The organism is Shewanella sp. DNRA4 (assembly GCF_012843185.1).
Classification (GTDB): Bacteria; Pseudomonadota; Gammaproteobacteria; order Enterobacterales; family Shewanellaceae; genus Shewanella; species Shewanella xiamenensis.
In genome coordinates this window covers 24,195-47,211 of the sequence record NZ_JABAIP010000012.1, presented here as the reverse complement: position 1 = coordinate 47,211, position 23,017 = coordinate 24,195, and the positions used below count along the sequence as shown (strand labels likewise).

The 23,017-nt window shown below is 47.6% G+C and carries 18 protein-coding genes; 8 read left to right on the top strand and 10 right to left on the bottom strand.

Going from position 1 to position 23,017, the window contains the following annotated elements:
- Positions 1 to 74: 74 nt before the first annotated feature.
- Together ppx and ppk1 are read right to left on the bottom strand one after the other, a co-directional pair.
- Positions 75 to 1,592 carry an exopolyphosphatase gene (gene ppx, locus HG547_RS14005; protein ID WP_169548170.1) on the bottom strand — a complete coding sequence of 506 codons (1,518 nt, stop codon included), beginning with the start codon at positions 1,590 to 1,592 and terminating at the stop codon, positions 75 to 77.
- A gap of 42 nt (positions 1,593 to 1,634) precedes the next feature.
- Positions 1,635 to 3,797, bottom strand: a complete 2,163-nt coding sequence (gene ppk1 / locus HG547_RS14000; RefSeq protein WP_169548169.1) for a polyphosphate kinase 1 — start codon at positions 3,795 to 3,797, stop codon at positions 1,635 to 1,637.
- A 319-nt stretch (positions 3,798 to 4,116) separates the two neighbouring features.
- On the opposite strand from ppk1, the gene yegD reads away from it, so the two are divergent.
- Positions 4,117 to 5,571, top strand: a complete 1,455-nt coding sequence (gene yegD, locus HG547_RS13995) for a molecular chaperone (RefSeq protein ID WP_169548168.1) — start codon at positions 4,117 to 4,119, stop codon at positions 5,569 to 5,571.
- A gap of 22 nt (positions 5,572 to 5,593) precedes the next feature.
- Entirely contained in the window at positions 5,594 to 6,091 is a 498-nt protein-coding gene (locus HG547_RS13990) for a CreA family protein (protein ID WP_086024101.1), read from the top strand.
- 111 nt (positions 6,092 to 6,202) lie between these two features.
- On the opposite strand, the gene HG547_RS13985 is transcribed toward HG547_RS13990, so the two are convergent.
- From HG547_RS13985 to pdsR, 3 genes are all read right to left on the bottom strand, one after another.
- A complete protein-coding gene (locus HG547_RS13985; protein ID WP_169548167.1) occupies positions 6,203 to 7,402 on the bottom strand; it encodes a cystathionine beta-lyase in 1,200 nt (399 codons plus the stop codon).
- Positions 7,403 to 7,527: 125 nt separating this feature from the next.
- Complete coding sequence (gene pdsS, locus HG547_RS13980) at positions 7,528 to 9,687, bottom strand: proteobacterial dedicated sortase system histidine kinase (protein WP_169548166.1); 2,160 nt, start codon at positions 9,685 to 9,687, stop codon at positions 7,528 to 7,530.
- A gap of 32 nt (positions 9,688 to 9,719) precedes the next feature.
- The gene (gene pdsR, locus HG547_RS13975; RefSeq protein ID WP_037418159.1) at positions 9,720 to 10,412 is read right to left on the bottom strand and encodes a proteobacterial dedicated sortase system response regulator; all 693 of its coding nucleotides are present in this window, start codon (positions 10,410 to 10,412) and stop codon (positions 9,720 to 9,722) included.
- Between the two features lie 232 nt (positions 10,413 to 10,644).
- Here pdsR and pdsO point away from each other — a divergent pair, with 232 nt between their 5' ends.
- Genes pdsO through HG547_RS13960 form a run of 3 tightly spaced genes read left to right on the top strand, consistent with a single transcriptional unit; the run spans position 10,645 to position 14,448 of the window.
- The gene (gene pdsO / locus HG547_RS13970; RefSeq protein WP_169548165.1) at positions 10,645 to 11,439 is read left to right on the top strand and encodes a sortase-associated OmpA-like protein PdsO; all 795 of its coding nucleotides are present in this window, start codon (positions 10,645 to 10,647) and stop codon (positions 11,437 to 11,439) included.
- A gap of 45 nt (positions 11,440 to 11,484) precedes the next feature.
- The gene (locus HG547_RS13965) at positions 11,485 to 13,752 is read left to right on the top strand and encodes a marine proteobacterial sortase target protein (protein WP_169548164.1); all 2,268 of its coding nucleotides are present in this window, start codon (positions 11,485 to 11,487) and stop codon (positions 13,750 to 13,752) included.
- Between the two features lie 3 nt (positions 13,753 to 13,755).
- Positions 13,756 to 14,448 carry a class GN sortase gene (locus HG547_RS13960; RefSeq protein WP_248278751.1) on the top strand — a complete coding sequence of 231 codons (693 nt, stop codon included), beginning with the start codon at positions 13,756 to 13,758 and terminating at the stop codon, positions 14,446 to 14,448.
- Positions 14,449 to 14,528: 80 nt separating this feature from the next.
- On the opposite strand, the gene HG547_RS13955 is transcribed toward HG547_RS13960, so the two are convergent.
- The gene (locus HG547_RS13955; RefSeq protein ID WP_169548163.1) at positions 14,529 to 15,554 is read right to left on the bottom strand and encodes a GGDEF domain-containing protein; all 1,026 of its coding nucleotides are present in this window, start codon (positions 15,552 to 15,554) and stop codon (positions 14,529 to 14,531) included.
- A gap of 159 nt (positions 15,555 to 15,713) precedes the next feature.
- Between HG547_RS13955 and HG547_RS13950 the strand changes: the two genes are divergently transcribed.
- Entirely contained in the window at positions 15,714 to 17,339 is a 1,626-nt protein-coding gene (locus tag HG547_RS13950; RefSeq protein WP_169548162.1) for a M28 family metallopeptidase, read from the top strand.
- A gap of 291 nt (positions 17,340 to 17,630) precedes the next feature.
- Here HG547_RS13950 and HG547_RS13945 read toward each other — a convergent pair whose 3' ends face one another.
- The 3 genes from HG547_RS13945 to HG547_RS13935 form a co-directional block, all read right to left on the bottom strand.
- Positions 17,631 to 18,494 (bottom strand): hypothetical protein, encoded by an 864-nt coding sequence (locus tag HG547_RS13945; RefSeq protein WP_037418173.1) that lies wholly within the window; start codon positions 18,492 to 18,494, stop codon positions 17,631 to 17,633.
- A gap of 426 nt (positions 18,495 to 18,920) precedes the next feature.
- Positions 18,921 to 19,880 (bottom strand): RimK family alpha-L-glutamate ligase, encoded by a 960-nt coding sequence (locus HG547_RS13940; RefSeq protein WP_037418145.1) that lies wholly within the window; start codon positions 19,878 to 19,880, stop codon positions 18,921 to 18,923.
- 20 nt (positions 19,881 to 19,900) lie between these two features.
- A complete protein-coding gene (locus HG547_RS13935) occupies positions 19,901 to 20,359 on the bottom strand; it encodes a DUF413 domain-containing protein (protein ID WP_037418142.1) in 459 nt (152 codons plus the stop codon).
- Positions 20,360 to 20,467: 108 nt separating this feature from the next.
- Here HG547_RS13935 and hdfR point away from each other — a divergent pair, with 108 nt between their 5' ends.
- Positions 20,468 to 21,328 carry an HTH-type transcriptional regulator HdfR gene (hdfR, locus tag HG547_RS13930; RefSeq protein ID WP_037418139.1) on the top strand — a complete coding sequence of 287 codons (861 nt, stop codon included), beginning with the start codon at positions 20,468 to 20,470 and terminating at the stop codon, positions 21,326 to 21,328.
- Between the two features lie 100 nt (positions 21,329 to 21,428).
- Here the strand turns inward: hdfR and HG547_RS13925 are convergent, their stop codons facing one another.
- Positions 21,429 to 21,800: a diacylglycerol kinase gene (locus HG547_RS13925; protein WP_037430715.1), complete on the bottom strand. Its 372-nt coding sequence runs from the start codon at positions 21,798 to 21,800 to the stop codon at positions 21,429 to 21,431.
- Positions 21,801 to 22,043: 243 nt separating this feature from the next.
- Here HG547_RS13925 and HG547_RS13920 point away from each other — a divergent pair, with 243 nt between their 5' ends.
- Positions 22,044 to 22,952: a DNA ligase gene (locus HG547_RS13920; RefSeq protein WP_169548161.1), complete on the top strand. Its 909-nt coding sequence runs from the start codon at positions 22,044 to 22,046 to the stop codon at positions 22,950 to 22,952.
- Positions 22,953 to 23,017: the final 65 nt, after the last annotated feature.

Below are 23,017 nucleotides of genomic sequence, written 5' to 3'. Positions count from 1 at the left end.
GCACTCAATGTCTCTGAGGGATGAAATGCTTTTATTCACTGGCGATGCTTGTTTAGCATGCCACTTTTTACTTCTTACGGTTTCTCTTGGCGCTGCTCAAGGCTTGAAACAAAACGCAACTGCATCCCTAGGGCTGCCATTTGTTTTTGCTCTCGCTGCAAGTCTTTCATAAACAAGCTTATTTTACGCTTGTGGCTAGGAAGCACTAGCATGAGGCCATCTGGTACCACTTGGATTTTCTCAAGCACTAGGGCTTTGGCAATTCGGCCTAAATGCACTAACACTGCCAAGCGCAGTAGACAGGCGAGACGAATGAGGGTGAGTTTGTGGCTAGGCTCTAATTCGGCCAGTAGCAATTCATTGGGTTTCTTACGGTGGTTGGCGATCAGTCTGGCTAAATCCTGTTGCAGCGCCTCACTAAAACCCGGTAAATCACTGTTACTAATGATATAAGCACCGTGTTTATGTAATGCCTTGGAGTTGATGTGTAACCCAATTTCATGCAGGGTCGCAGCGTAGGAGAGTAAGCGTGCATGGGGTCTTAATCCCCATTCATCGGCGACTTGCTCAAACAGCGCCATGGCGGTGTCACGCACTTTAGCCGCATGGGGCATATCCACATGGTAAAGCTGGGCAATACTGTCAACGGTGCGGTGGCGAATGTCTTGATATTGGCCAATTTTGGCTAATTCGTAGAGCACGCCTTCGCGCAGGGCGCCTGGACTAAACTCCAATTGCTCAATGGGTAAGCGTCTAAAAAAGCTGATTAAAATCGCAAGGCCAGCAGGCACTAGCGGCGTGCGTTTATCATCGATATTAGCAAAGTGCACTTGGCTGATGTGTCCGCACTTAATCAGTTTCAGCTTTAATTGTTTGAGGCGTGCGAGGGTGACGACTTCATCACCATGTTCTTCTTGGATTGCTTCGCAAATAGCTTTTACGGTGCCAGAGCTGCCGAGCACTAAGTCCCAATCGCCGCTGAAATATTCCTTCGACAGTGAAGCAAATTGTTTGTCGGCAGCGCTTTGCGCCCCGCGAAACGACGCTGGAGTAATTTGGCCATCGATAAAAAAGCGTTCATTAAAACTCACGCAGCCACATCGTAGGCTCGATAAATGGGTAGGGGTATTTTTTTGCCCGAGCACCACTTCGGTAGAGCCGCCACCGATATCGATAATGATATTACGTTTCCCAAGTACTTGGCTTTGGGCAATGCCGTTATAAATGAGCCGCGCTTCTTCATGGCCAGAAATCACCTCCACTGGGTAGGGCATAATACGCAGCGCTGCCTCAATAAACTGCTCACGGTTTTTAGCCACTCTTAAGGTGTGGGTGGCGACTAAGCGTACCTGTGCTTGGTCGAGGTTTGAAAAACGCTGATTAAAGTCCCGTAGGCAATTTAGGCCGCGTTCGATAGCATCAGCACTGAGAATATTTTGCGCATTGAGGCCTGTCGCTAACTGAACTTGCTGTTTTTCTTTGTGTAATATCTGCAAACTGCCGTCTTGCTCTCGGGCGATAACCAAGTGAAAACTGTTTGAGCCCATGTCGATGGCGACAAAGTGTCGCGGCTGTGAATGTGTGGCAACCAATCGGATTATCCTTAGGCAATCGAGACTAAAATAAAGCCAGCGTTAGCTGGCTTTGGCCTGTAATGCGGGATCGAGAGTCAGCGCTTGTGCTTGCTCTACTTCAAGCTTTGCAGCTTCCCGTTGGGCGTTTAATTCTTGCTGTAACCGCTTTTCATAATTAATCAGATATTGATAAATGGCAATTTGAGAACGCACTTTACGTTTATTACCGCGATTACGATAAGGATTACTCTGTTCCTTATTGATAATGCGAGCCTTAGTATTATCGTTGAATTGTAACGATAAAATATCCATCACCATTTGTTTTAGACGCGGATCATAGATTGGTACGCTCACTTCAACACGGTTATCAATATTGCGGCTCATCCAATCGGCGGAGCAAATAAACAACTTATTTTCACCACCCGCGTGAAATAGCATCACCCGAGAGTGCTCCAAAAAGCGGTCGACAATACTGTAGACTTCGATGTTATCGCTGATCCCCGGAATTTGCGGTATCAGCGAGCAAATTCCGCGGATCAATAATTTGACTTTGACGCCCGCAGCTGATGCTTCATAGAGCTTTTGTACTAGAGACTCATCGAGTAAGTTATTCAATTTTAAAGTAATCGCCGCCTTAATATGGCTTTGGGCGTTAACAATCTCTTTATCAATCAAATGGGTGAGCTTTTGTCGCGCATCATAGGGTGACACAATCAAATGCTGGAAGTTATCACGGCGGTAGGGATGTTCAATTAAGTCGAACACTTGCTCCACTTCGCGGGCGATTTCCTGATTGGCGGTAAAGAGGGACAAATCGGTATAGACCCGTGCCGTGCCTTCGTTAAAGTTGCCTGAGCCGACATGGCAGTAAAGCTTCATTTCGCCTTGCTCTTCACGGCCAATTAAGCACAACTTAGAGTGTACTTTTAAGCTGGTGATCCCATGGTGGACCTTTACGCCGGCTTCGGCGAGTACTCGCGTCCATTCAATGTTGGATTGCTCGTCAAATCTAGCCCGTAGTTCTATTACCGCAGTGACTTGTTTACCATTTTTGACTGCATCGATAAGTGACTGCATCACATGGGATTTTTTCGCTACCCGGTACAGATTGATGCGAATAAACCGTACCGCAGGATCGTAGGCGGCTTGACGTACCATTTCCGTAAAGTGGGAGAACTTATGGTACGGATAATTAAGCATAATATCGCCCATTTTGATCGCATCGAAACTGTTGGCACTGCGGCCAAAGCCCGAGCTATTCAGCGCGGGCAGTTTCTCGTTTTCGAGGTAATCACGGCTGGGGTTGGGAAAGCCAATAAAGTCTTTGAAACTGTGGTAACGCCCGCCTGGGATCAAACATTCAGTAGAGCTGATATTTAAATTTTCCTTCAGCATTTCAAGCATATGTTCGGGCATTTCTTTGTCGTATACCAAACGCACAGGTTCAGCCGTCAGGCGCTTTTTCAGACCCTTGGTCATTTTTTCTAGCTGAGTTTGTTCTAGCTCATCGGTAATATCAAAATCCGCATCGCGGGTGAGCTTCATCGAATAAACTTCAATCGCATCGTATTCAAAAAACGGCCCAAACAACTCATCCACACAGTGGCGGATAATATTATCCAGCAGGATCAGGTATTTTTTGGCTTTAGATTTCTCAGCAGGTAACTCGATAAAACGCGGGACATTTTTGGTGGGTACCTCTACGAGAGCATATTGTCTGCGCAACTTAGTGTATAAGCATACGCAAAGGTAAGTTGCATCATCGTTGATATGTTTTACGAGGTCGCGATTGTTATTGACGATAAGCGGCGCGATATGGCGTTTAAAATGATCGCGAAAATGCTTTTTAAGCCAGTTACTATGGAAGTCGCTTAATTGTTTTTCATTAATTAACAATATATTACGGCGAACTAATTCGCGCATCAGCTCGGCATAGATACTGTCGAAACGCTCCTGCAGTGCCATCACTTTGGATTGAATTTTTGCCATTAAGTGACGACTATTACTACGCCCTTCCTGTAGGGAAGACAGTAATATAGAGCGCCTGACTGCTGCGACCCGCACCCGGAAAAACTCATCCATATTATTGGAGAATATACCCAAAAAGCGCACGCGCTCAACAATCGGCACATTGGGGTCGCAGGCCTCTTGCAGCACTCGCTCATTAAATGACAACCAAGAGAGTTCTTTATCAATCGACAGTTTATCGGTATTCGGGGACACTGCACAGCTCCTTTAAGCAAGCGTCATGGCGCAGTATACAATAGCATTCATACATCGGAGTGCAATCAGATTTACTGCTACAAATGAAGGGATTTAAAGGCAAATTCCCCTTCGGGCGAAAGTCATTAGTCTATAAAGATACGAACGGAATATGTCAGATTGATGACCATTGTGACAAAAATGTGACTTTAACTTAACGCTGGCTAGTCATGAGTTTACAAGGTAAAGGGTAGGATATGCGCTAGGCTTTCTTTGGGATTGAGGCAAACTGTGTTAACGTGCTCGGCTTTTTATTGTGGTATGACTTAGAGGTAAGCGGATGTTTGTTGGATTTGATTATGGCAGTGCCAACTGTGCCGTTGGGATCATGCAGGGAGATGAAGTATCACTCTTACCAATATCCACCGATTCAACTTATTTACCGTCAACGCTATATGCGATGGACCGAGAGTTAATTGCCGAAGCCGTTTATCGCGCTCTTCCCACAGAATTAAAAGCCGATTATGCCCAAAAACGCGCCGCGCAATTAAGCCGCGCCCGTATGGTACGTCATGAATTAGATCTCGATGCCGAGACGCCAGCGGTGTTTGTGGGTGAGCAGGCCGTGGCCGCGTATCTTGAAATGCCGGAAGAAGGTTTTTATGTCCGTTCGCCAAAATCCTTTTTAGGTGCAACTGGCCTTAGACCCGAGCAAGTTGCCCTGTTTGAAGACATAGTCACTTTAATGATGCAGCATATTAAAATGCGCGCCGAAGCCGTACTCGCCGAAAAGGGCGTAACATCCGCAGGCGAAGCCAGCATTACCCATGCAGTGATTGGTCGCCCAGTGAACTTTCAGGGCATTGGTGGTGAAGAGAGTAACCGCCAAGCCGAGGCCATTTTAACCTTAGCGGCGAAACGGGCGGGGTTTGTCGATGTGGCATTTCTGTTTGAGCCGCTTGCCGCGGGTATGGACTATGAAGCCAGCCTCAAATCCGATCAAACCGTACTGGTAGTCGACGTCGGTGGCGGTACCACCGACTGTTCTGTAGTAAAAATGGGGCCTAAGCATCAGTCGAATTTCGACCGCAGTGCCGATTGTCTTGGCCACAGCGGCCAGCGTATTGGTGGTAACGATCTGGATATCGCATTGGCGATGAATGCCTTTATGCCGCACTTTGGTTTAGGTTCGCTTATGGGGAATGGTAAACCTATGCCAAGTAATCCCTTTTGGAATGCGGTTGCCGTTAACGATATCAGTGCCCAGCGTGAGTTTACCACCTTAAGCACTCGCAAGTTGATAGATGAACTGATCAAAGAAGCTGAGCAGCCACATTTATTAAAAAGATTGCTCAAAGTGCAGCAACAACAGTTAAGCTACCAAATTGTACGTTTAGCCGAGCGAGCTAAAATAGCCTTGTCTGAGGCTCAAACAACTGAAAGTTCACTGGAATTTATTGAGGCCAAGCTCAATGTTGAAGTGAGTCGCGATTGTTTTGAAAATGCCATTGAACCGTCATTGACTAAGATAGAAGCCTTAATGCACCAAGCATTGACTCAGGCGGCCAAGAGTCTTGCTGGCAATGGATTAGCACCTGAAGAACTGGCTGTCGAGGCTGGAATCTATGAGTGCCAACCCGATGTGATTTATGTGACGGGCGGTACCGCACGAAGCCCAGCAATTTACGCTAAAATCACTAGCCTTTACCCCAATACGCCTGTGGTGGTTGGGGATCACTTTGGTTCGGTGACGGCTGGTTTAACGCGTTGGGCACAAAAGTGTTTTGCTCAATAGGATGATGAATAAGGATAAACAGATGAAGAAAGTTAATCAGGCTTTAATGTCTTTGCTGGCCGTGACGTTGGCGGGGACACTGCTCACGGGCTGCGGCGATGACGTAGGTAAAGTGAGCCTCGGTTTATTTACCACGAAAGACGTGATTATCGATGCCAAGCAAGACCCGAAAATCCCCGGCGTGACCTGCCATATTAGCCGTATCGAAGCGAATCTTGATTTTGCCGATCCCTCCGATATGGGCATTAGTTGCCGTCAAACGGGGCCGATTTCCGCCGCCGATATCGCCAAAATCGATAAGAGCAAACACGGCGAAGTAGTATTTACCGAATCCTTAAGCATCTTATTTAAAACCTTAAAAGTGCGCCGAATTTACGATGCGCCCAATCAAACGCTATTGTATTTGTCTTATTCAACCAAAGAGACTAATGGCAGCCACAAACATGCCTTATCGACCGTGCCTTTATACGGCTCTCAGGCGTGGGTTGACCCCGCAATAAGTGCGGCGCAGCCAAAATAGTAAAAGTGGGTAAAACCGAAGTCAAAATAAGGTGGGGTTAAACGAAGGCGGGGCAAAATGAAGGCGAGATAATTCCCGCCTTGATTGTTTAACATATAAGTTGTTTAAGCCTTATTTGGCCTTGGCAGCGAGTACAGCATTAAAGCGCTCGAAGCCCGCGCTAAGATCGGCAATTAAATCATCGGGATCTTCTAGCCCAATATGCACACGGATCAATGGTTTGCTTGCATCCCATTGAGTCGCACTGCGGATTTTTTCAATTCCGAAAATCCCTAGGATCAGACTCTCATAACCGCCCCAAGAAAAGCCCATTTTAAAATGCTGCATATTTTCAACAAGTGCGGTGACCGCCTCCTGATCCCCTTGCTTTAATACAAAGGAAAACAAACCATTTGATGCGCTAAAGTCGCGTTTAAAGAACGCATGTCCTGGGCAGGTATCAAAGGCGGGGTGACGTAAATGGTCAACCTCGGGGCGAGTTTTCAACCAGTTAGCCACTTTAAGGGCATTTTTTTCATGCTGCGCCATGCGCACGCCTAGGGTGCGTAATCCGCGTGTGGCGAGATACACATCGTCGGGGGAGGTGGTTTGCCCCAATAAATAACTGCGCTCACGCAGCTGCGGCCAGTGCTTTTCGTTGGCGGTCGCGGTGCCAATCATCACATCAGAGTGACCGACGATATATTTAGTCGCGGCTTGAATCGACACATCGACACCCATCACGAAGGGTTTGCTATTGATTGGCGAGGCCCAAGTGTTGTCGAGAATAGTCACTAATCCGTGTTCATGGGCGATACGGCACAGGGTTGGGACGTCCTGCACTTCCATGGTGATGGAGCCGGGAGACTCTAAAAACAGCACCTTAGTGTTGGGGCGGATAAGCGCGCGAATACCTTCACCAATCAGGGGATCGTAATAGGTAGTCTCAATATTAAAGCCAGCCAGAATATGGCTGCAAAGATCGCGGGTCGGCTCATAAACACTGTCGACCATCAGCAGGTGATCGCCCGCCTGTAAAAAGGATAATAAAGCCGCGCTAATCGCTGCCGCACCCGAGGGATACAGCGCCGTACCTACGCCACCTTCGAGCTCACTGATCGCCGCTTGAAACGCAAAGTGGGTCGGGGTGCCTCGGCGGCCGTAAAACATTTCGCCATTGGTTTTGTTTTTGGCGGCGTGACGCATGTCTTCCATGGTGTCGAAGACGATAGTCGATGCGCGAAATACGGGCGGATTAATCACACCCTTGGTCCATTTTTTATCTCGACCGACGCTGACGATTTGGGTGGCTAGCTGATGTTTATCTGTCATAGGGCTTACCTTGGCAAGTCAGTTTTTATGTTGTTATCCATTGTGATGGCCGTCATCTTAGCATCTGCCCGTGAAAATGGCAGGAGGCAAACAGATGAGTTTGCCTCAAGTTGTAAGTCTTTGTATTAGCTAAGCGGCAGGGTGACCAGAATATCGACCCCATCGTTTTCGCTGCGATTACGGGCCAAAATTTTCCCTTGGTGGAATTCGGTCACAAGCCGCGCAATATATAAACCTAAGCCAAGGTGAGGTTTATCTTGGGCTTGATTGGCCCGCACCGAGACCATGGAATCGAAGATCTGCTCCGACATATCCACTGGCAACTGTGGTCCTAAGTTACTGATAAGCAGAGTAGCCTGTTTGCCAACTTGGGTGAGAATCACTTCAATTGCACTGCCTTGATGACAAAACTCGATGGCGTTAGCGATAAGTTTGTCCATCAATTGGGCGATGTATTCGGGCACGCCCTGCATCATCAAAGGTTGCTCGGGCACTTTGACGCTAAATTGCTGCTCAGGGTAGGTCATTTGATAGCCTTGCATACAACCGCTCACCACTTGGGATAGCGGGAACTTAGTCACATCGGCCTGAGTTAAGCTCTGCTCGAGGCGCGTTGCCTCACTCATATTGTTCAAAATCATGCTTAAACGGCTTACCCCTTCTTGGGCGCGGTCGACATATTTTTGGGTGTCTTTATCTAAGGTTTGCAGATTTAAGTGTTCTAAAGAGGAGCGCACCACAGCAACAGGAGTACGTAGCTCATGGGATAAGCGTGACGACATGTTCTCCAAATAATGAGTGTATTGGCCTAAACGGCCGACAATGCTGGCAAAACTGCGGGATAAATCGCCAATCTCGTCCCGCGCCTTAGAGGGTTTTAAATGGTTCCGCACCCGGCCTTGGCTGTCGATGGCATTCTCGGCTTCATCGCGCAGTTTGCGGATACGATTCGAAATACTTGAGGCGAAGAAAAACAGCGCTAAGGTGCCCATGCTCATAATGGTCAGGATCACGTTAAACAGTTTTTCCAGTGCGCGGTTACGCAGGGTGCGAATACCGTGGGTGGTTTCTTCGGCCACCACGGCGCCCATCACATTGTTATCAATCCAAATCGGGCTGGCGGCTGCAAGCACCACAGCCTTATTGTCTGGCGTCAGTCGCCAGGTCGAGCTTTGTTGTCCCGCAAGGGCTTTTTGAATATGGCTACCGTTGAGTTCAGTCGAGTCTTGTAGGGAATCGATAAAATCCTTCGGCGGTTTAGTGAGGATTTTATAGTAGAGCGGGTGCAGGTAGTCGCGCTGAAAACGCTGCCATAGTGAATTGCTGTTTTCATCATCGAGGGTGCGCGTCCACACACTGTTGCTGTCACGGATATCGCCAGACTTCGCGAGCACACGGCCGTGTTTATCGACCACCCAAATCCGTGAACTATAGTGGCTCATCCCTTTGATAATATTCTCAATTTCGGGTGATGGCACCAACACTGTGCCCAGCTTGTCGACGGTATCTAAGGCCGAGGTGCCAACCACTGCGGTCACATCGCGGTATTTGCTGTCATTCACATCGGCAATGGCAAATCCCAGTTTGCTGCCCACCATATCTAAGGGGATACGCAGCTCGATATTGTAGCCCACATCCGTGGTCGCCCATTGCCCTTGAATACGGACTTCGGGTGTCACTGGCACGGTTTGTTTAGGATTTGCGGGCAGCTCGAAGGCACTGATCCAACCGGGCTGGGTCGTAGCCACGATATAACGCTTAAATTTATTGTCGGGGGCAAGGGTTGCAATCGACAGGTGATCGTTTCTATCGACGCTTAAGGCATTTTTACCCCGAAACACCACATTGGGATCGACCACCTGAAAAAAGGCATACAGATAACCATCGTACTGACCCACCATATGGGTAAAACTTAAGGTGAGCGGCGTGCTGGGATCGGCACGCATGATGAGATTCGCCTCACCGTACTGGATAAATCTGTGCTGATATTCCTGCCATTCATTGAGTTTGCCATCGAGCAGAATCGCGCCCGCTAAGGGGTAAGCATAGAGATCGCGACTCTTTTCAACCTGCTTTAAAAAGCTCGCCTGACCGTCGAACAGCTTGGGGCGCTCGTGCAGTGCGGTCGCTAAGGCTTGGGTGGTGCCCTCTAAGGTCCGTTCCTGACCGTGGCGCAGGTATTTTTCCATCTCCCACACATATTGGTACCCCAGCCAAGGTAGGCAGAGTAAAAACAGGCTAAGGCCAATGACTTTAGTGCGAAGACCTAAGGGAAAACGTGTCATAGAATGCTGGCTAATCTGCTATTTGACATGGTTTAGGCTAGGCTGTCCCAGCGATAGCCCATACCATAAACGGTATCAATACAATCAAATTCGGGCGCGGCGGCCATAAACTTCTTACGGATGCGCTTCACATGGGAGGTGATAGTGCTGTCATCGACAAAAATCTTCGCCTCCTGCATCAGCTCATGGCGGCTTCGGACGTGCCCCGGGTGTTTGGCAAGGGCGTGCACCATCCAAAACTCGGTGACTGTGAGTTCTATCGGGATCTGGTTCCAAGAAACCAGCATTCGATTGGCATCGATGGTGAGCGGTCCGCGCTCCAGTAAATTCTCCTGCGATGTTTGGCTGGTGGCTAACTCAGAGCGGCGAAACAGTGCGGCTAAACGCGCCGTCAAATGGGGGAAGCTCACTTCTTTGCTCAGGTAATCATCGGCGCCTAAACGCAGGCCGCACACAGTATCAAAATCGCTATCCCGCGCGGTTAAGAAGATGATCGGCAGAGTGTTTGACATGGCGCGTAGGGACTGACACAGCATAAAACCGCCGTCAATCTCATTGCCAAGGCCGATATCGATAATGGCTAAATCCGGCAGACGGGTATTAAACGCCAGCATGGCCGATGGCCTGTCGGCATAGGTTTGCACACTGTAACCGTGTTGCTGCAACACATCCTTGTAATTTTCGCGAATGGCCGCTTCATCTTCCACAATGGCGATACGTTTCATTTAGCCATCTTCCTATTGACTGCTGGGGATAAGTTTTCGTGACTATACAGGAATTTATTTCTGAGAAAAGCTCCCGAATGCAATTGCCATTTTGTTGCCACAATTGATAGTCGCATTGCCATTTTCCATCCCCGCTTATGCCATGGCGCTTGTGTTTAATAAGCTCATTCCGTTTTACCCGCCGCGCTAATGACTTAGGCGGGTAAGCGCAGCACAAATCAAAAGGAATGAGATGATGAAAAAGACGCTGATTAATATCTTGGTACTGAGTGTATTCGCCACGCCCATCGCTAGCGTATCGGCCAGGGTATCCCTGCAAAATCAACCCGTGCTCTCAGAACCACAGACTGAGATACTTGAGCAAGATGAGGATGATGGCGAAGCGCTGATAGGTCTTGGCGGCGGAGCGTTACTTGGCGCCATAGTAGGCGGTCCCGTTGGCGCCATTATCGGTGGATTTACTGGCACCTTAATCGGTCAATCGGTTTCCGATACCGACACGGTTAAAACCCAGCAACAGCATATTGCCTTGCAGCGCCAACAACTGGCGAGCTTATCGGCCAAACAACAGGCCAGCGAGCAACGCGCCGCCGAATATGCCTTAACCCAAAAGCAACTCGATGAACTGCTCGCCGAGCAACAACAACTGTTAAGTGAGTTGGCGCTGGGCATGAATGTGCAGTTCCGTACGGGTTCGTCGGAGCTTGAAAGCCATTTTTTGCCCCAATTAGACAATGTCGCCAAGGTGATGAAGCGCTCGAGCGAGTCCAATCTCGAGCTGAAAGGTTATGCCGATCGTCGCGGTGATCTGGCCTACAACCAAGCGCTCTCGGAGCAACGTTTGTTAGAAGTGCGGGGATACTTGATTAAGCAAGGCGTAGCCCCCGAGCGGATCACCACCCAAGCCTTCGGCGCCAGAATGCCCCTCAATGATCAGCAAGATAGTGAATCCGATGTATTTGATCGCCGAGTCACTCTGACCATGCAGCCTAACCAAGGGCTGATGGCGAGCCGCGTGACCGAATAATTCAACAATATCAATCGTATTCAACCAAGATCAGGAGCCTTTGTGATGATCACAGGGAAAAGGGTAAAAGAAGTTTGTCAAACACTGGCGATGCTAGTGATCGGCGCCTCCATTTGTTGGGGGCTACCATTTGCGGTGTTAGCCTCACCGGACAGTGTGGGCACCTTATCGGCGCCGCAAAATATTGCCGCGACCTTCGATGAACACACGGCGAGCACATTGCCAGCTTTCAGTTTCGATGACGTCACCCAAGGGATGTTGGTGTATCAAACCGCCAGCGGCCGTTTAATGCCGTCATTACCCGTGGACACGCAGGTGTCGATGCAAGTTTCTGGGTTAACCAATAGGGTGAGCGTAAAGCAGGTTTTCAGTAATCAAACGGGATTTGTCCTCAATGGCCGCTATCTTTTTCCTTTACCCAATGAGGCGGCGGTGGACTCACTGCGTTTGCACATTGGTGAGCGGATCATCGAAGGTGAAATTCACCCAAAACAGGAAGCAAAACAGATTTTTGAGCAGGCAAAAGCCGAAGGGAAACGCGCCAGTCTAGTCAGCCAAGAACGGCCCAATATGTTTACGACCGAAGTCGCCAACCTCGCTCCCGATGAGGAGTTGGTGGTCGAAATCAGCTATCAAGAAACCATTCATTATGAAGATGGTCTCTTTAGCCTACGTTTTCCGCTGGTGGTGGCGCCGCGCTATATTCCAGGCCTAACACTCGGAGGGAACCAGAGTGAGCGTGTGACCAGCAGCCAAGTCTTCGATGCCGACCGGATTATCGCCCCGATCCGCGATGCCAATAGCGAGGCGGATCCCGTACTCAAGGCCGATATTAAGGTCAAGCTTGGTGACGACGTGGAAAAATCAGCCGTGGTGAGTCCGTATCATCCCATTACGATAGCGGAAAAACAGGGCCAACTGACGGCGGCATTGGCTAATCGTGTGCCCGCCAATCGTGACTTTGTGCTGCAATGGCGTCTTAAGCAGGGCACGAGTCCCGTGGCTTGGGTATTCAACCAAGCGGGCAAAACCCATACGGCACAGGACAAGAATGCGAGTGCGGATACAGGTCCAACTGGTAATAGTAGCAATACAGATAACTACAGCTTAGTGATGGTTCTGCCGCCCAAAGTCGAGGCCAGTGAACAACTGAACTTGCCCCGTGAGCTTATTTTAGTGATTGATACTTCGGGGTCGATGGCGGGAGATTCCATTATTCAGGCGAAAAATGCCCTGCGTTATGCGCTGCGCGGTTTAAGGCCACAGGACAGTTTTAACATAATCGAATTTAACTCCGATGTGTCTTTATTATCGTCCACACCGCTGCCCGCGACAGCGACTAATCTGGACAAGGCGCGTCAGTTTGTGAATCGTTTGCAGGCCGATGGCGGCACCGAAATGGCGCTGGCTTTAAATGCCGCGCTGCCAAGACAGGCGTTTAACACAGCGTCGGCTGAGGATAAGTCGTTAAGACAAGTGATCTTTATGACCGATGGCTCCGTCGGCAATGAGTCGGCGTTATTTGAGTTAATCCGCAATCAAATTGGCGACAACCGTCTTTTCACCGTAGGCATTGGCTCGGCGCCGAACTCGCATTTTATGCAGCGTGCGGCTGAACTTGGGCGTGGCACTTTTACTTACATTGGTGATGTGGATGAAGTGGAGCAAAAGATCAGCCAATTGCTGGCCAAAATCCAGTATCCGGTACTCACCGATTTACAGGTGCGCTTTGACGATGGATCTGTGCCTGACTACTGGCCAGCGCCAAGCCCCGATCTTTACCGCGGTGAGCCGGTATTGATCAGCCTAAAGCGCCACCCACGTGAGCCTCAGGAACTGGTGATCTCCGGTCGTCAGGGCCATAAAAACTGGCAACAGTCGTTATCTTTGCAAGCCAATGACGCAAGCCATTCTGCAACTGATGCTGCGCAGCCCGCGGCGGGACTCGATTTACTCTGGGCGCGCAAACAGATTGCGGCCTTAGAGCTGAGTAAAAACGGCGCTAACGATGACAAGGTCAAACAACAGGTCACGGCGTTGTCGCTGAACTATCACTTAGTCAGCCCTTATACCAGCTTAGTCGCGGTGGATTTAACCCCCATCACCAGCAATGCCATGAGCCGCGATGCGGTGGTGCGCCAGCATTTACCCTTGGGTTGGCAGCCAATGGGCGTCCTGCCACAAACATCGACCTCGAGCCGTTTCGACATGCTCTTAGGGGGCAGCGTGTTACTGCTTGCCTTGATGTTGGCACTGTCGATTCGTCGCCAGCAGCGGCAGCAACGCGCGCTGTCATTAGCGCTACACACTTGAGTCATGTCCGTGAGTATGCGCGTGACTCAACAGATACAAATAGGGTTGCTGGTGGGATTGGTATTAATCGGCATCACGTTGTTTGGAAAAGGATTCTATATGCAAGCGAAAGCACACTTTGCCCAATATTTGATTGAACAAGCTTGGGCTAAAACCTTAATCGATGGTCAATCCCATAAACCTTGGTCCTGGGCCGATACCTATCCCGTGGCTAAGCTCTCCATCGAGCAGGCTAAAAGACCGAATCACTTCGATGGTCCGGCATCCAACGACAGCTTATATGTGCTGGCGGGCGCATCTGGCCGTAATTTGGCCTTCGGGCCTGCCTTAGTACTATCGAGTGCACCCGCTGGCGCGCAAGGCAACACAGTGATTGCCGGGCACAGGGATACGCATTTTGCGATGTTAAATGGTATTAGTGTTGGACGCCGCTTAGCGCTGCAAACCGCGACGGGCAAGGAAATTGTTTATCAAGTAGTGGCGACTGAGGTGGTGCACGAATCGCAAACTGACTTAATGGCGGCAACTGACGATAATCGTTTAACGCTCATCACTTGCTATCCCTTCGATGCGTTGCAAGGTGGGGCGGAACTGCGATTTGTAGTGCAAGCAGTGCCGATTACCTCACCGACGAATGCTCCGCAACTATTTGATCAAAGTAAAGATATGGTCGAAATACCGCAAAAGGTAGCTTAATAATCGCTAAAGCAGGCTGAGTAGTCACTCGGCCTGCTTATCGTTTGATGAGTTATCGCTACCATAGAATTAGCGTGGCATTAGCTGTTGATCGGCATGACTCGATTACGGCCTAGACGTTTGGCTTCGTAAAGCAATTTATCTGTTTTTTCAATCAGCTGTTCAACAGATTGCTTTTCTTGCCATTGGGCAACGCCAAATGATGCAGTAATATTATCGACTCGCTGGTCTTTGCGCCTATCTTTAAGGCTTAGTTTTTCAAGCCCGCGGCGCATCGCTTCGGCCAGTTGCCTGGTAATTCGTAATTGGCTCTTGGGCACTAAAATGGCAAATTCTTCACCGCCAAAGCGGTACAACTTACAGCCATCTCGGCAGGCTTCCTGTAAGCGTTTCGCGACCGCTTTTAATACTTGATCGCCCAACTGGTGGCCATAGTTGTCATTGAACGCTTTAAAATGATCGATATCAACTAAGATTAGGCAGGTTCCTTCCGCTGCTTGCGCTAGCATTCCGGCGATATCGGCATCAAAGGCGCGGCGGTTTAAACAGCCTGTCAGCGCGTCATAAAGCATATCTTTTTCTGTTTTCTCAAGCTTTTGCTTCAGTGCATCAATCTCTGTCTGGGCTTTTTGCAATTGAGCGGTAAAAAACTCGGTACTCGAGCGAATATTGTCGGATTCTTTGACTAAATTACGTACTAAATCGAGCACTTGATCAACACTGAGCGTACCTTCTTCGATACCATTCAGTTTGGCAAAGTTATTATGGATACAGGTTTGAAACTCAGTCGCATCCAGATTGGTATCCTTAATCGACTGCGATAACTCAGTGGCCATGGCCTCAAGGTTAAGCCGCATATCTCGCACATTCAGTTCTATGGGGTCTGCCACATATTGACGATATAACAGCTCACTACTCACGGGAGGGCAGGTATTGTAATGGGCGATAACCGTATCGAGCTGTGCATTTAATGCCGGATTTTGTTCCCCCACGTAGGTATACCAAAGAGCGTAATTAATGGGAGTCGTGGGGATTTGATGCTTGAGCATTAAGGGAACCGCTTTTTTAAGATTTAAGGCTGCGGTTTGTAATAAATCTCGTGACATGGATTAATCCCAATAAATATAAATCGATAAACTATGTGCACCACATAGGGGTAAGTATTTTGCTCGTCAAATCCCGTTACAACTCAAGCCAAAAGCGGGGTGAATAAACCTGCCAAAAGGCAAAGGGGATATGTTAGAGTTTATCGCTAAAACTAAATAATGATAATAACTTGGGAGAAACTCTTGAAAAATTTCATCCTTACGAGTGCCTTAAGCGCCTTACTGTCCTTGCCCGCTGTTGCCGCCCAGTCGTTGAGTGACAGCATGGATTTGAACCAATATCGTACTGATGTAAAAACCTTAGCCAGTGACGCCTTCGGCGGCCGAGCGCCCTTATCCGAAGGCGAGCAACTCACCATTCAATATCTTGAGAAAGCCTTCAAAGAAATGGGGCTTAAGCCTGGATTTGGCGATAGTTACTTGCAGGCTGTGCCACTGGCGAAAATTACCGCCGATCAAAATATGCAGCTCGATATGGGAGGGCTTAAGTTTGCCAATGGCAGCGAGTTTACCGCCAGAACCCAGAGAATTAGCGATAAAGTCAACCTCAGTAATAGCGATGTGGTGTTTGTCGGTTATGGTATTAATGCGCCTGAATATGGTTGGAATGACTATCAGGGACTCGATGTAAAAGGTAAAACCGTGATAGTGCTGGTCAATGACCCTGGTTTTGCAACTCAAGATCCCAAGGTCTTTAAAGGCAATGCCATGACCTACTATGGCCGCTGGACTTACAAATACGAAGAAGCTGCTCGCCAAGGTGCTGAAGCTGTTTTTATTGTGCATGAAACTGAACCCGCAGCCTATGGCTGGGGTGTCGTGCAAAACTCTAACACAGGTACCAAGTTTACCCTCATCGATGCAAACAATAATCAAGGGCAGGTTGGCGTGATGGGTTGGGTGCAACATGATGTCGCCAAAAAGATTTTTGCTAAGGCTGGTATGGACTTTGATACCTTAAAACAACAAGCCGCCAAGCCAAACTTTAAGGCCATTCCCTTAAAGCTAAAGGCGAATGTTAGTTTAAATAATACGATTGAACGCGCCGAATCCCACAATGTGGCGGCACTATTACCAGGAAAAAGCCGCCCTGATGAGGTGGTGATGATGCATGCCCATTGGGATCATTTAGGTACAGTGATAGAAGACGGTAAACCGGAAATCATTAATGGTGCGGTCGATAATGCCAGTGGTGTGGCAGGTGTGTTAGCTCTTGCGCGTTACTTTGCCAAACAAGCAAAAACGGCGCCGCTTGAGCGCTCGATTCTGTTTAGTGCCTTTACCGCCGAAGAAACAGGGCTGATCGGTGCTCAGCATTTTGCTCAGCATCCCAGTGTACCGACCAAAAACATTGTCGCTTTTTTAAATATTGACGGCATGAATATGAACCAAGGGGTAGATTATATTCTGCGCTATGGTGAGGGAGTGTCTGAGTTAGAAGGTTATTTAGATAAGGCCGCCAAGGCACAGGGACGGGTTGTCAAGGCTGATCCTAGACCGCAAAATGGTTTGATGTTTAGATCGGACCACTTCGCTCTGGCCCAGCAAGGCGTGCCCGGCTTGTTATTTATGAGCCTTGGGGATACGGATCCTGACTACATTGCCCATAAATACCATAAAGGAGCCGATGATTATGATCCAAACTGGTCGCTCGAAGGGGTGAAGCAGGATTTAGATCTGATGGCGAGCATGCTAACGACCTTAGCTAATGGTAAAGATTGGCCACATTGGTTAGAGGCGTCGGATTTTAAGACTAAGCGTGAGCAGGATGGCCGTAAAAAGTAATTCCGATTAAGGTAAAAAGGACGCTGCGGCGTCCTTTTTTATGTTTATTCAATTAATTAACCTGAGCTCGGGATAAGTAGAGCCGCTGAATAGGCATCTTTTCGGGCCTCTCTGCGTTGCTCTGTCTCACCATAGCGCGCTATGGCATACGACAGAGCGCCTTGATATGCGCAAAAATCTGCGCATTCAGTTAGAAAAAAGATTTTTCTTTTCAAAAGAATCATTTATAGCATTGATTTAGTTTATTAAATTTAGATTTTTTCGACACTCGTTATCCCGAGTTCAGGTTAACTAGAAGGTGTAGCTAACAGAAAGCATGGGGCCGATAAAACTGTAGTAAATATTGTAATCGGCAATTTGAGTCTCTTTATTTGGGGACTTTTGTGCGATATCGACGTCAACTTTGTAGTAGTTATAGGCAACACTCATACGCCAATTGGGAGTAATTTGCGCATCTATGCCTAATTTAATATCAACCAACTCGCCTTTGACATCATTGAGGTTGATATAGAAATACTGGGCGTGAGTGGTTAAATCCCATCCAGAAATAAATTCGTAATTAGCATAGACGCCAAAGTCCGGCAGTGGTGCAGTGATATTCTCATCGACAATTTGCGGTATTGCCTGGCTCGCACAGACATTATTCAGTAACTCAGAGGCTTTACAGACGCCGATAATGCCTTCAAATCCTGTCTTAATAAACATTGTGTGTAAACCAAGAGACAAACCAACATCATAGTTACTGCCTTGAATTGCATCAAAACCGTAACCGACACGCAGAATATCGATATTTAGGGTGGAGCTGAGTTTTCCGCCTGCTTTAATATCGTAAATTGTATCGTTAATTTCAATTTGGAAGGGTTTGGAAAGGGCTTGGGTTTCGGCTGTGCGGTGTAGTTGTTTCCAGTCGAGGTAAAGATGATGGCGTTCGTTGAAGTGATAATTTAGCTCAACAAAGGGCAAAAATTCGTTTTCGGCCAGTTGCAGATCGGACTCATAGTTTAAGGTGAAGTTACTCGCGGTATTCGGGTTAGTCACTTCCATATTGGTATCTGACTGCGAATAAAATCCCCCTAGCTCCAAGCTGAATTCGCCCGCCAGCACAGGAGTGCAAGTGAGAAGGGCGATCACTAAGGGGGTTAGACGAGTGGAAATCAACGCTACTCCAGTATTCTTCTTATTATATCCAGCGAAAACATCAGACTTAAGTGCCATAAGTTATGACCATTTGGAGTGTATCAGTAAATCTTTAAATGTGAATAAAATGTTTTGAAAAGTGTGGATTTTCGTGATTTAAAACAAAAGTTGTATGGTAAATCGCTTTGGTATCGCAGGCTTGAGGGAGGGATCACAGTAATTTACATCTTGGTGATTAGGGCGTGTTGAGGTTTCTGCTGCGTTATCGTCCGTTTATGTAGAATAACTACACTGTACGGACTTTGCCTTGCATAAAAGCCAGCTACATTGCTGCAAAAATAACCCTGAAACGTCAACACGCCCTAGTGAAGGGAATATGTCGTAAAGCCTAAAAAAACGGCCCAGTAGAGACTGAGCCGCCGATAAGAGCTTAACGAGACCGCATCAATTGTTATGCGTGTTAGCGGCCGATGTTGGCTCGCTGCTTTTTTCGTCCTTGTTAAACATGCCTAAACGGATGCGGATAAAGTGCAAAATTTGCGCAGCAATATCCACATTTAAGCACGATTCTAATCCTTCAAACCCAGGTGATGAGTTGGCTTCGCAGATTTTGTAATGGCCGTTATCGAACAATAAATCGATACCTGCCACATCTAAATCGAGAATATTGGCGGTTTGCGTCGCGAGCCATTCGATTTCAGGAGTGATTTCAAAGGGCCTCGCCGAGCCACCCGCACTGACATTAGCTTTAAAGCTATCTTCTTGCCCACGTCGCTCGTAGCAGCCTGCAACGCGTCCGCCAATAGTAAAGACTCGCAAGTCGCGGCCATGACTATTGGCGATGAACTCTTGCAAAATAATGTTGGCGTTTTTATTAGTCGCTTCAATTAGTTGCATTAAGTCATCAAACTCACGGGCTTTGTGTGATAAGAATACACCACTGCCTTGAGAGCCTGAGAGCGTTTTAATCACTACGGGAAAACCTAAATGTCGCTCAACCAGATCAATATCAACCGGGAATTTGACCAACATGGTTTTTGGTGTCGGTAAATTCTTCTCGGCCAACAGTTGCTGGGAGAAGAGCTTATCTTTAACAATCTCAATGGCTTTTGAAGGATTTAAACAATACACCCCTAAGCGTTCTAAATGGCGAATGATTGCCAACGCAAAGTAGGTGGTGCCAGAACCCATGCGCGGAATGATAAAATCCGGCAATTCAACGGGTTGTCCATTTAACAAAATACTTTTGTTATCTTCTCTCGTCACGGTGAGATCAAACTCATCCGGCGCATAAACGGCTAATTCAATATTGTCGGCCTTAGCTGCCGCCAACAGACGTTCGATTTCATACCATTCAGGTTTTAGCTGAGTCGCGGTTTCTTTATATAAAATCCAACCACGCATTTAATCGCAAACCTTCATTTTCATGCTTTGTCCTCGGGTTCAGCTTCATCCTGAACATCATCTTCAATTTCAACATCCACATCTACATCGAATGCCGCTTCTGGCTCAACCTCAGGTTTGGTTGCTGGTAAATGAACCGTACCAACCACTGCATAAAAGGGCTTACCCCGGGCGAGTTTGCGGTACTTTAACCAGATCTGCTCTAACAAGCTACTCGGAGGGATGTTTCCTTTGATGACTTCGACAAATTGTGCTTCGTCGGCGGTCACTGGGAGTGTTTTGCCTTCAGCAAGGTTTTTCATGGCATGACCATGTAATTCGAGCAGTTCGGCTTCTTTACTAGTGAAGTCGCCACTGCGCTTAAAACCTTTGGGGAAATTAGTATCGTCGTAAAAGCGTTTGTGAGATACAAAACTGGCAGCTGAGCCGTTCAGCGTCTCAGAACCCCTGTTAGCGTTTGAAAAAGACTGTTCAGACATGGCTGTTACCTTCTAGATTTTGGTATACAAAGATTTGCAAGTGGAGTATTGGCTAGTATTATTGATTTATAAATCAAAAAAATTTGCCTATGTTGGTCAAGAATTTTTATGGATACCGATTTACTAAAGACCTTTCTGGAAGTCTCTCGTACCCGCCATTTTGGTAAGGCGGCGGAAAACCTCTACCTTACCCGTAGTGCGGTAAGTTTTAGAGTTAAACAGCTTGAGAGCATTCTTGGTGTTGCCTTGTTTGAGCGCCAACGAAATAATATTCAGCCGACCCCTGCTGGGGAACGGATGTTGGGCCATGCGGAAGCGGTATTGACAGCATGGGAGCGCGCCAAGCAGGATGTTTCGCTTAGTCAGTTACAATCGACTCAATTAGCGATTGGCGCGGGCCCCAATATTTGGGATGCCTATTTACAGCGGTATTTACAGCATCTGCATGTGGGACTTCCTGGGGTTGCATTGCGGACCGAGGTTTTGCCACTCACCGTAATGACACGGCAATTGATGGATAGGACTCTCGATCTGGCGATCTCTTTTGATCCACCCAAACTTGACCAATTTGAATTAATCCAATTAGGCCAAATCAATTTGCTGCTGGTATCTAAATCCCGGGATGTGTCCGTTAATGAGGTGCAAGCTGGACAATATGTCAAAGTCGATTGGGGGACGGCCTTTAATATTATTCATGCGCAGGAATATGCGGCTTTACCTGTGCCAACTTTACATACCAGTTCGGCTCGTATCGCCTTAGATTTTATCTTAAATAACGGCGGCTGCGCATTTTTACCCGAGCATTTGGTGCAGCCTTTGCTTCAAAGAGGCGAACTGAATTTGGTCGCGGGGGCGAGTGCGATTTCACGCAGTGTGTATGTCGCCTATTGGGCTGAAAATGACAGACTAGAGCAAATTAAGCAGGCGATAAGTTTTTTAGCGGATAAGCTCGTAATTGAAGATAACTAAATTTGTTGAGTTGGATAAAAAACGCCTTTGGGATAATTCCTAAAGGCGTTTTTTATCAGCGAATTTAATGACCTAAATCAGTGTTAATGCGCACAAAGGATTATATCAAGCGCGGTAATAACACCACGAGCCAAGTGATCCCGCAGAGCGCTAAACTCATGAACACCGCAGCAGAGGCGATATCCTTTGCTTGACCACTCAGGGGATGGATCTCACTGCCAACACGGTCAACAACTGCTTCAATAGCAGAATTTAATAGCTCTACAATTAACACGATAAACAGCGTTAAGATCAACATTAAGCGTTCCATGGTGCTGATATCGACCAATAGAGCGATGGGGAGCATCACCACCGCAAGCATCAATTCTTGTCTAAACGCAGCTTCATGGACCCACGCCGCTTTTAAGCCCTTCATTGAAAATCCCGTCGCTCTAAAGATGCGTTTTATACCGTGGTTATTTGCTGGTTTCATAATTATTCCATCGACTTGGGCGGTTGTTCGTGAGCATTTTCGTTCAAACCGAATACGACTGGTGTGCCGGCTTTTGAACGAGCTTAAAAAAGAGGCCGCAGTATAGCCCGATAATTTATGTGTATAAATAGTTAACTATACAAATTGCTCGCTCTGATAGGGGGATCATATTGCGGCCGGATTAGCGGCAGTCAAGGCTAAATACTAAGCTTGCAGTGGGATGACTTATAGAGAGACAAAGGAATGACTCTGAAAATTCGCGTACTTTTTTTAAGAAATGCACTTGCCAAGTGTTTTGGGCTTCTCATTGGTCTTTGCAGCTTATTTATTGCGGTTAGCTATGCAAGTCCTGCACCGAATATTCAATTAGCAACCGAATATGCACTCGACGATCATACTCAAATCGGCGCGTTTCTGGTCAGTGAAAAACTTGATGGTGTGCGTGGTTACTGGGATGGGCAACGTTTGTTTACTCGTCAGGGGAATCCCATTCTGGCCCCAAGTTGGTTTACCGCCGAGTTTCCCACTATCGCAATGGAAGGTGAGTTATGGCTCGGGCGAGGGCAGTTTGAGGCGATTTCAGGATTAATACGTCAAACATCGCCAAAGGATACGGACTGGCAAAAGGTACGCTTTATGGTATTTGATTTACCGACAACCAAGGGGAGCTTTGAAGACCGTTATCTGCAAATGCAAACTCTTATCGTGGGAAAATCGGCTTATCTTCAAGTTATTGAGCAATTTAGTGTCGACAGTGTCGAGGCCCTCTATGACACTTTAAATACCTTAGTTGCCCTTGGCGCTGAAGGATTAATTTTACATCGACGCACTGCGGTATATACGCCGGGACGTAATCCTAATGTAATGAAGTTAAAGCCCTATTTAGATGCTGAAGCGACGGTGATTGGTTATGTTGCTGGCAAAGGGCAATTTGCTGGGAAAATGGGTGCCTTAAGAGTGCAAACACCAGAGGGGCGAATTTTTAGTATTGGCACAGGTTTTAACCTTGCAGAGCGTCAGCATCCCCCAGCTATCGGTACACTTATCACTTACAAGTATCTAGGGTTAACGGTGAATGGCTTGCCGCGATTTGCTAGTTATTTACGGATCAGGACAGACATTGTGCCTGAGGATAAAGAAGTTAAAGAATAAGTTGCGAAATTGTTGAATATTGATAAAAATCGAACGCTATCAATAAGGGTTTTGCCGAGTATCAT

Excerpts from the sequence above, each read along its gene's own strand:
- yegD (WP_169548168.1), top strand. The coding sequence starts at position 4,117 with ATGTTTGTTGGATTTGATTATGGCAGTGCCAACTGTGCCGTTGGGATC.
- HG547_RS13990 (WP_086024101.1), top strand. The coding sequence starts at position 5,594 with ATGAAGAAAGTTAATCAGGCTTTAATGTCTTTGCTGGCCGTGACGTTG.
- HG547_RS13985 (WP_169548167.1), bottom strand. The coding sequence starts at position 7,402 with ATGACAGATAAACATCAGCTAGCCACCCAAATCGTCAGCGTCGGTCGA.
- pdsS (WP_169548166.1), bottom strand. The coding sequence starts at position 9,687 with ATGACACGTTTTCCCTTAGGTCTTCGCACTAAAGTCATTGGCCTTAGC.
- pdsR (WP_037418159.1), bottom strand. The coding sequence starts at position 10,412 with ATGAAACGTATCGCCATTGTGGAAGATGAAGCGGCCATTCGCGAAAAT.
- pdsO (WP_169548165.1), top strand. The coding sequence starts at position 10,645 with ATGATGAAAAAGACGCTGATTAATATCTTGGTACTGAGTGTATTCGCC.
- HG547_RS13965 (WP_169548164.1), top strand. The coding sequence starts at position 11,485 with ATGATCACAGGGAAAAGGGTAAAAGAAGTTTGTCAAACACTGGCGATG.
- HG547_RS13960 (WP_248278751.1), top strand. The coding sequence starts at position 13,756 with ATGTCCGTGAGTATGCGCGTGACTCAACAGATACAAATAGGGTTGCTG.
- HG547_RS13955 (WP_169548163.1), bottom strand. The coding sequence starts at position 15,554 with ATGTCACGAGATTTATTACAAACCGCAGCCTTAAATCTTAAAAAAGCG.
- HG547_RS13950 (WP_169548162.1), top strand. The coding sequence starts at position 15,714 with ATGATAATAACTTGGGAGAAACTCTTGAAAAATTTCATCCTTACGAGT.
- HG547_RS13940 (WP_037418145.1), bottom strand. The coding sequence starts at position 19,880 with ATGCGTGGTTGGATTTTATATAAAGAAACCGCGACTCAGCTAAAACCT.
- HG547_RS13935 (WP_037418142.1), bottom strand. The coding sequence starts at position 20,359 with ATGTCTGAACAGTCTTTTTCAAACGCTAACAGGGGTTCTGAGACGCTG.
- hdfR (WP_037418139.1), top strand. The coding sequence starts at position 20,468 with ATGGATACCGATTTACTAAAGACCTTTCTGGAAGTCTCTCGTACCCGC.
- HG547_RS13925 (WP_037430715.1), bottom strand. The coding sequence starts at position 21,800 with ATGAAACCAGCAAATAACCACGGTATAAAACGCATCTTTAGAGCGACG.
- HG547_RS13920 (WP_169548161.1), top strand. The coding sequence starts at position 22,044 with ATGACTCTGAAAATTCGCGTACTTTTTTTAAGAAATGCACTTGCCAAG.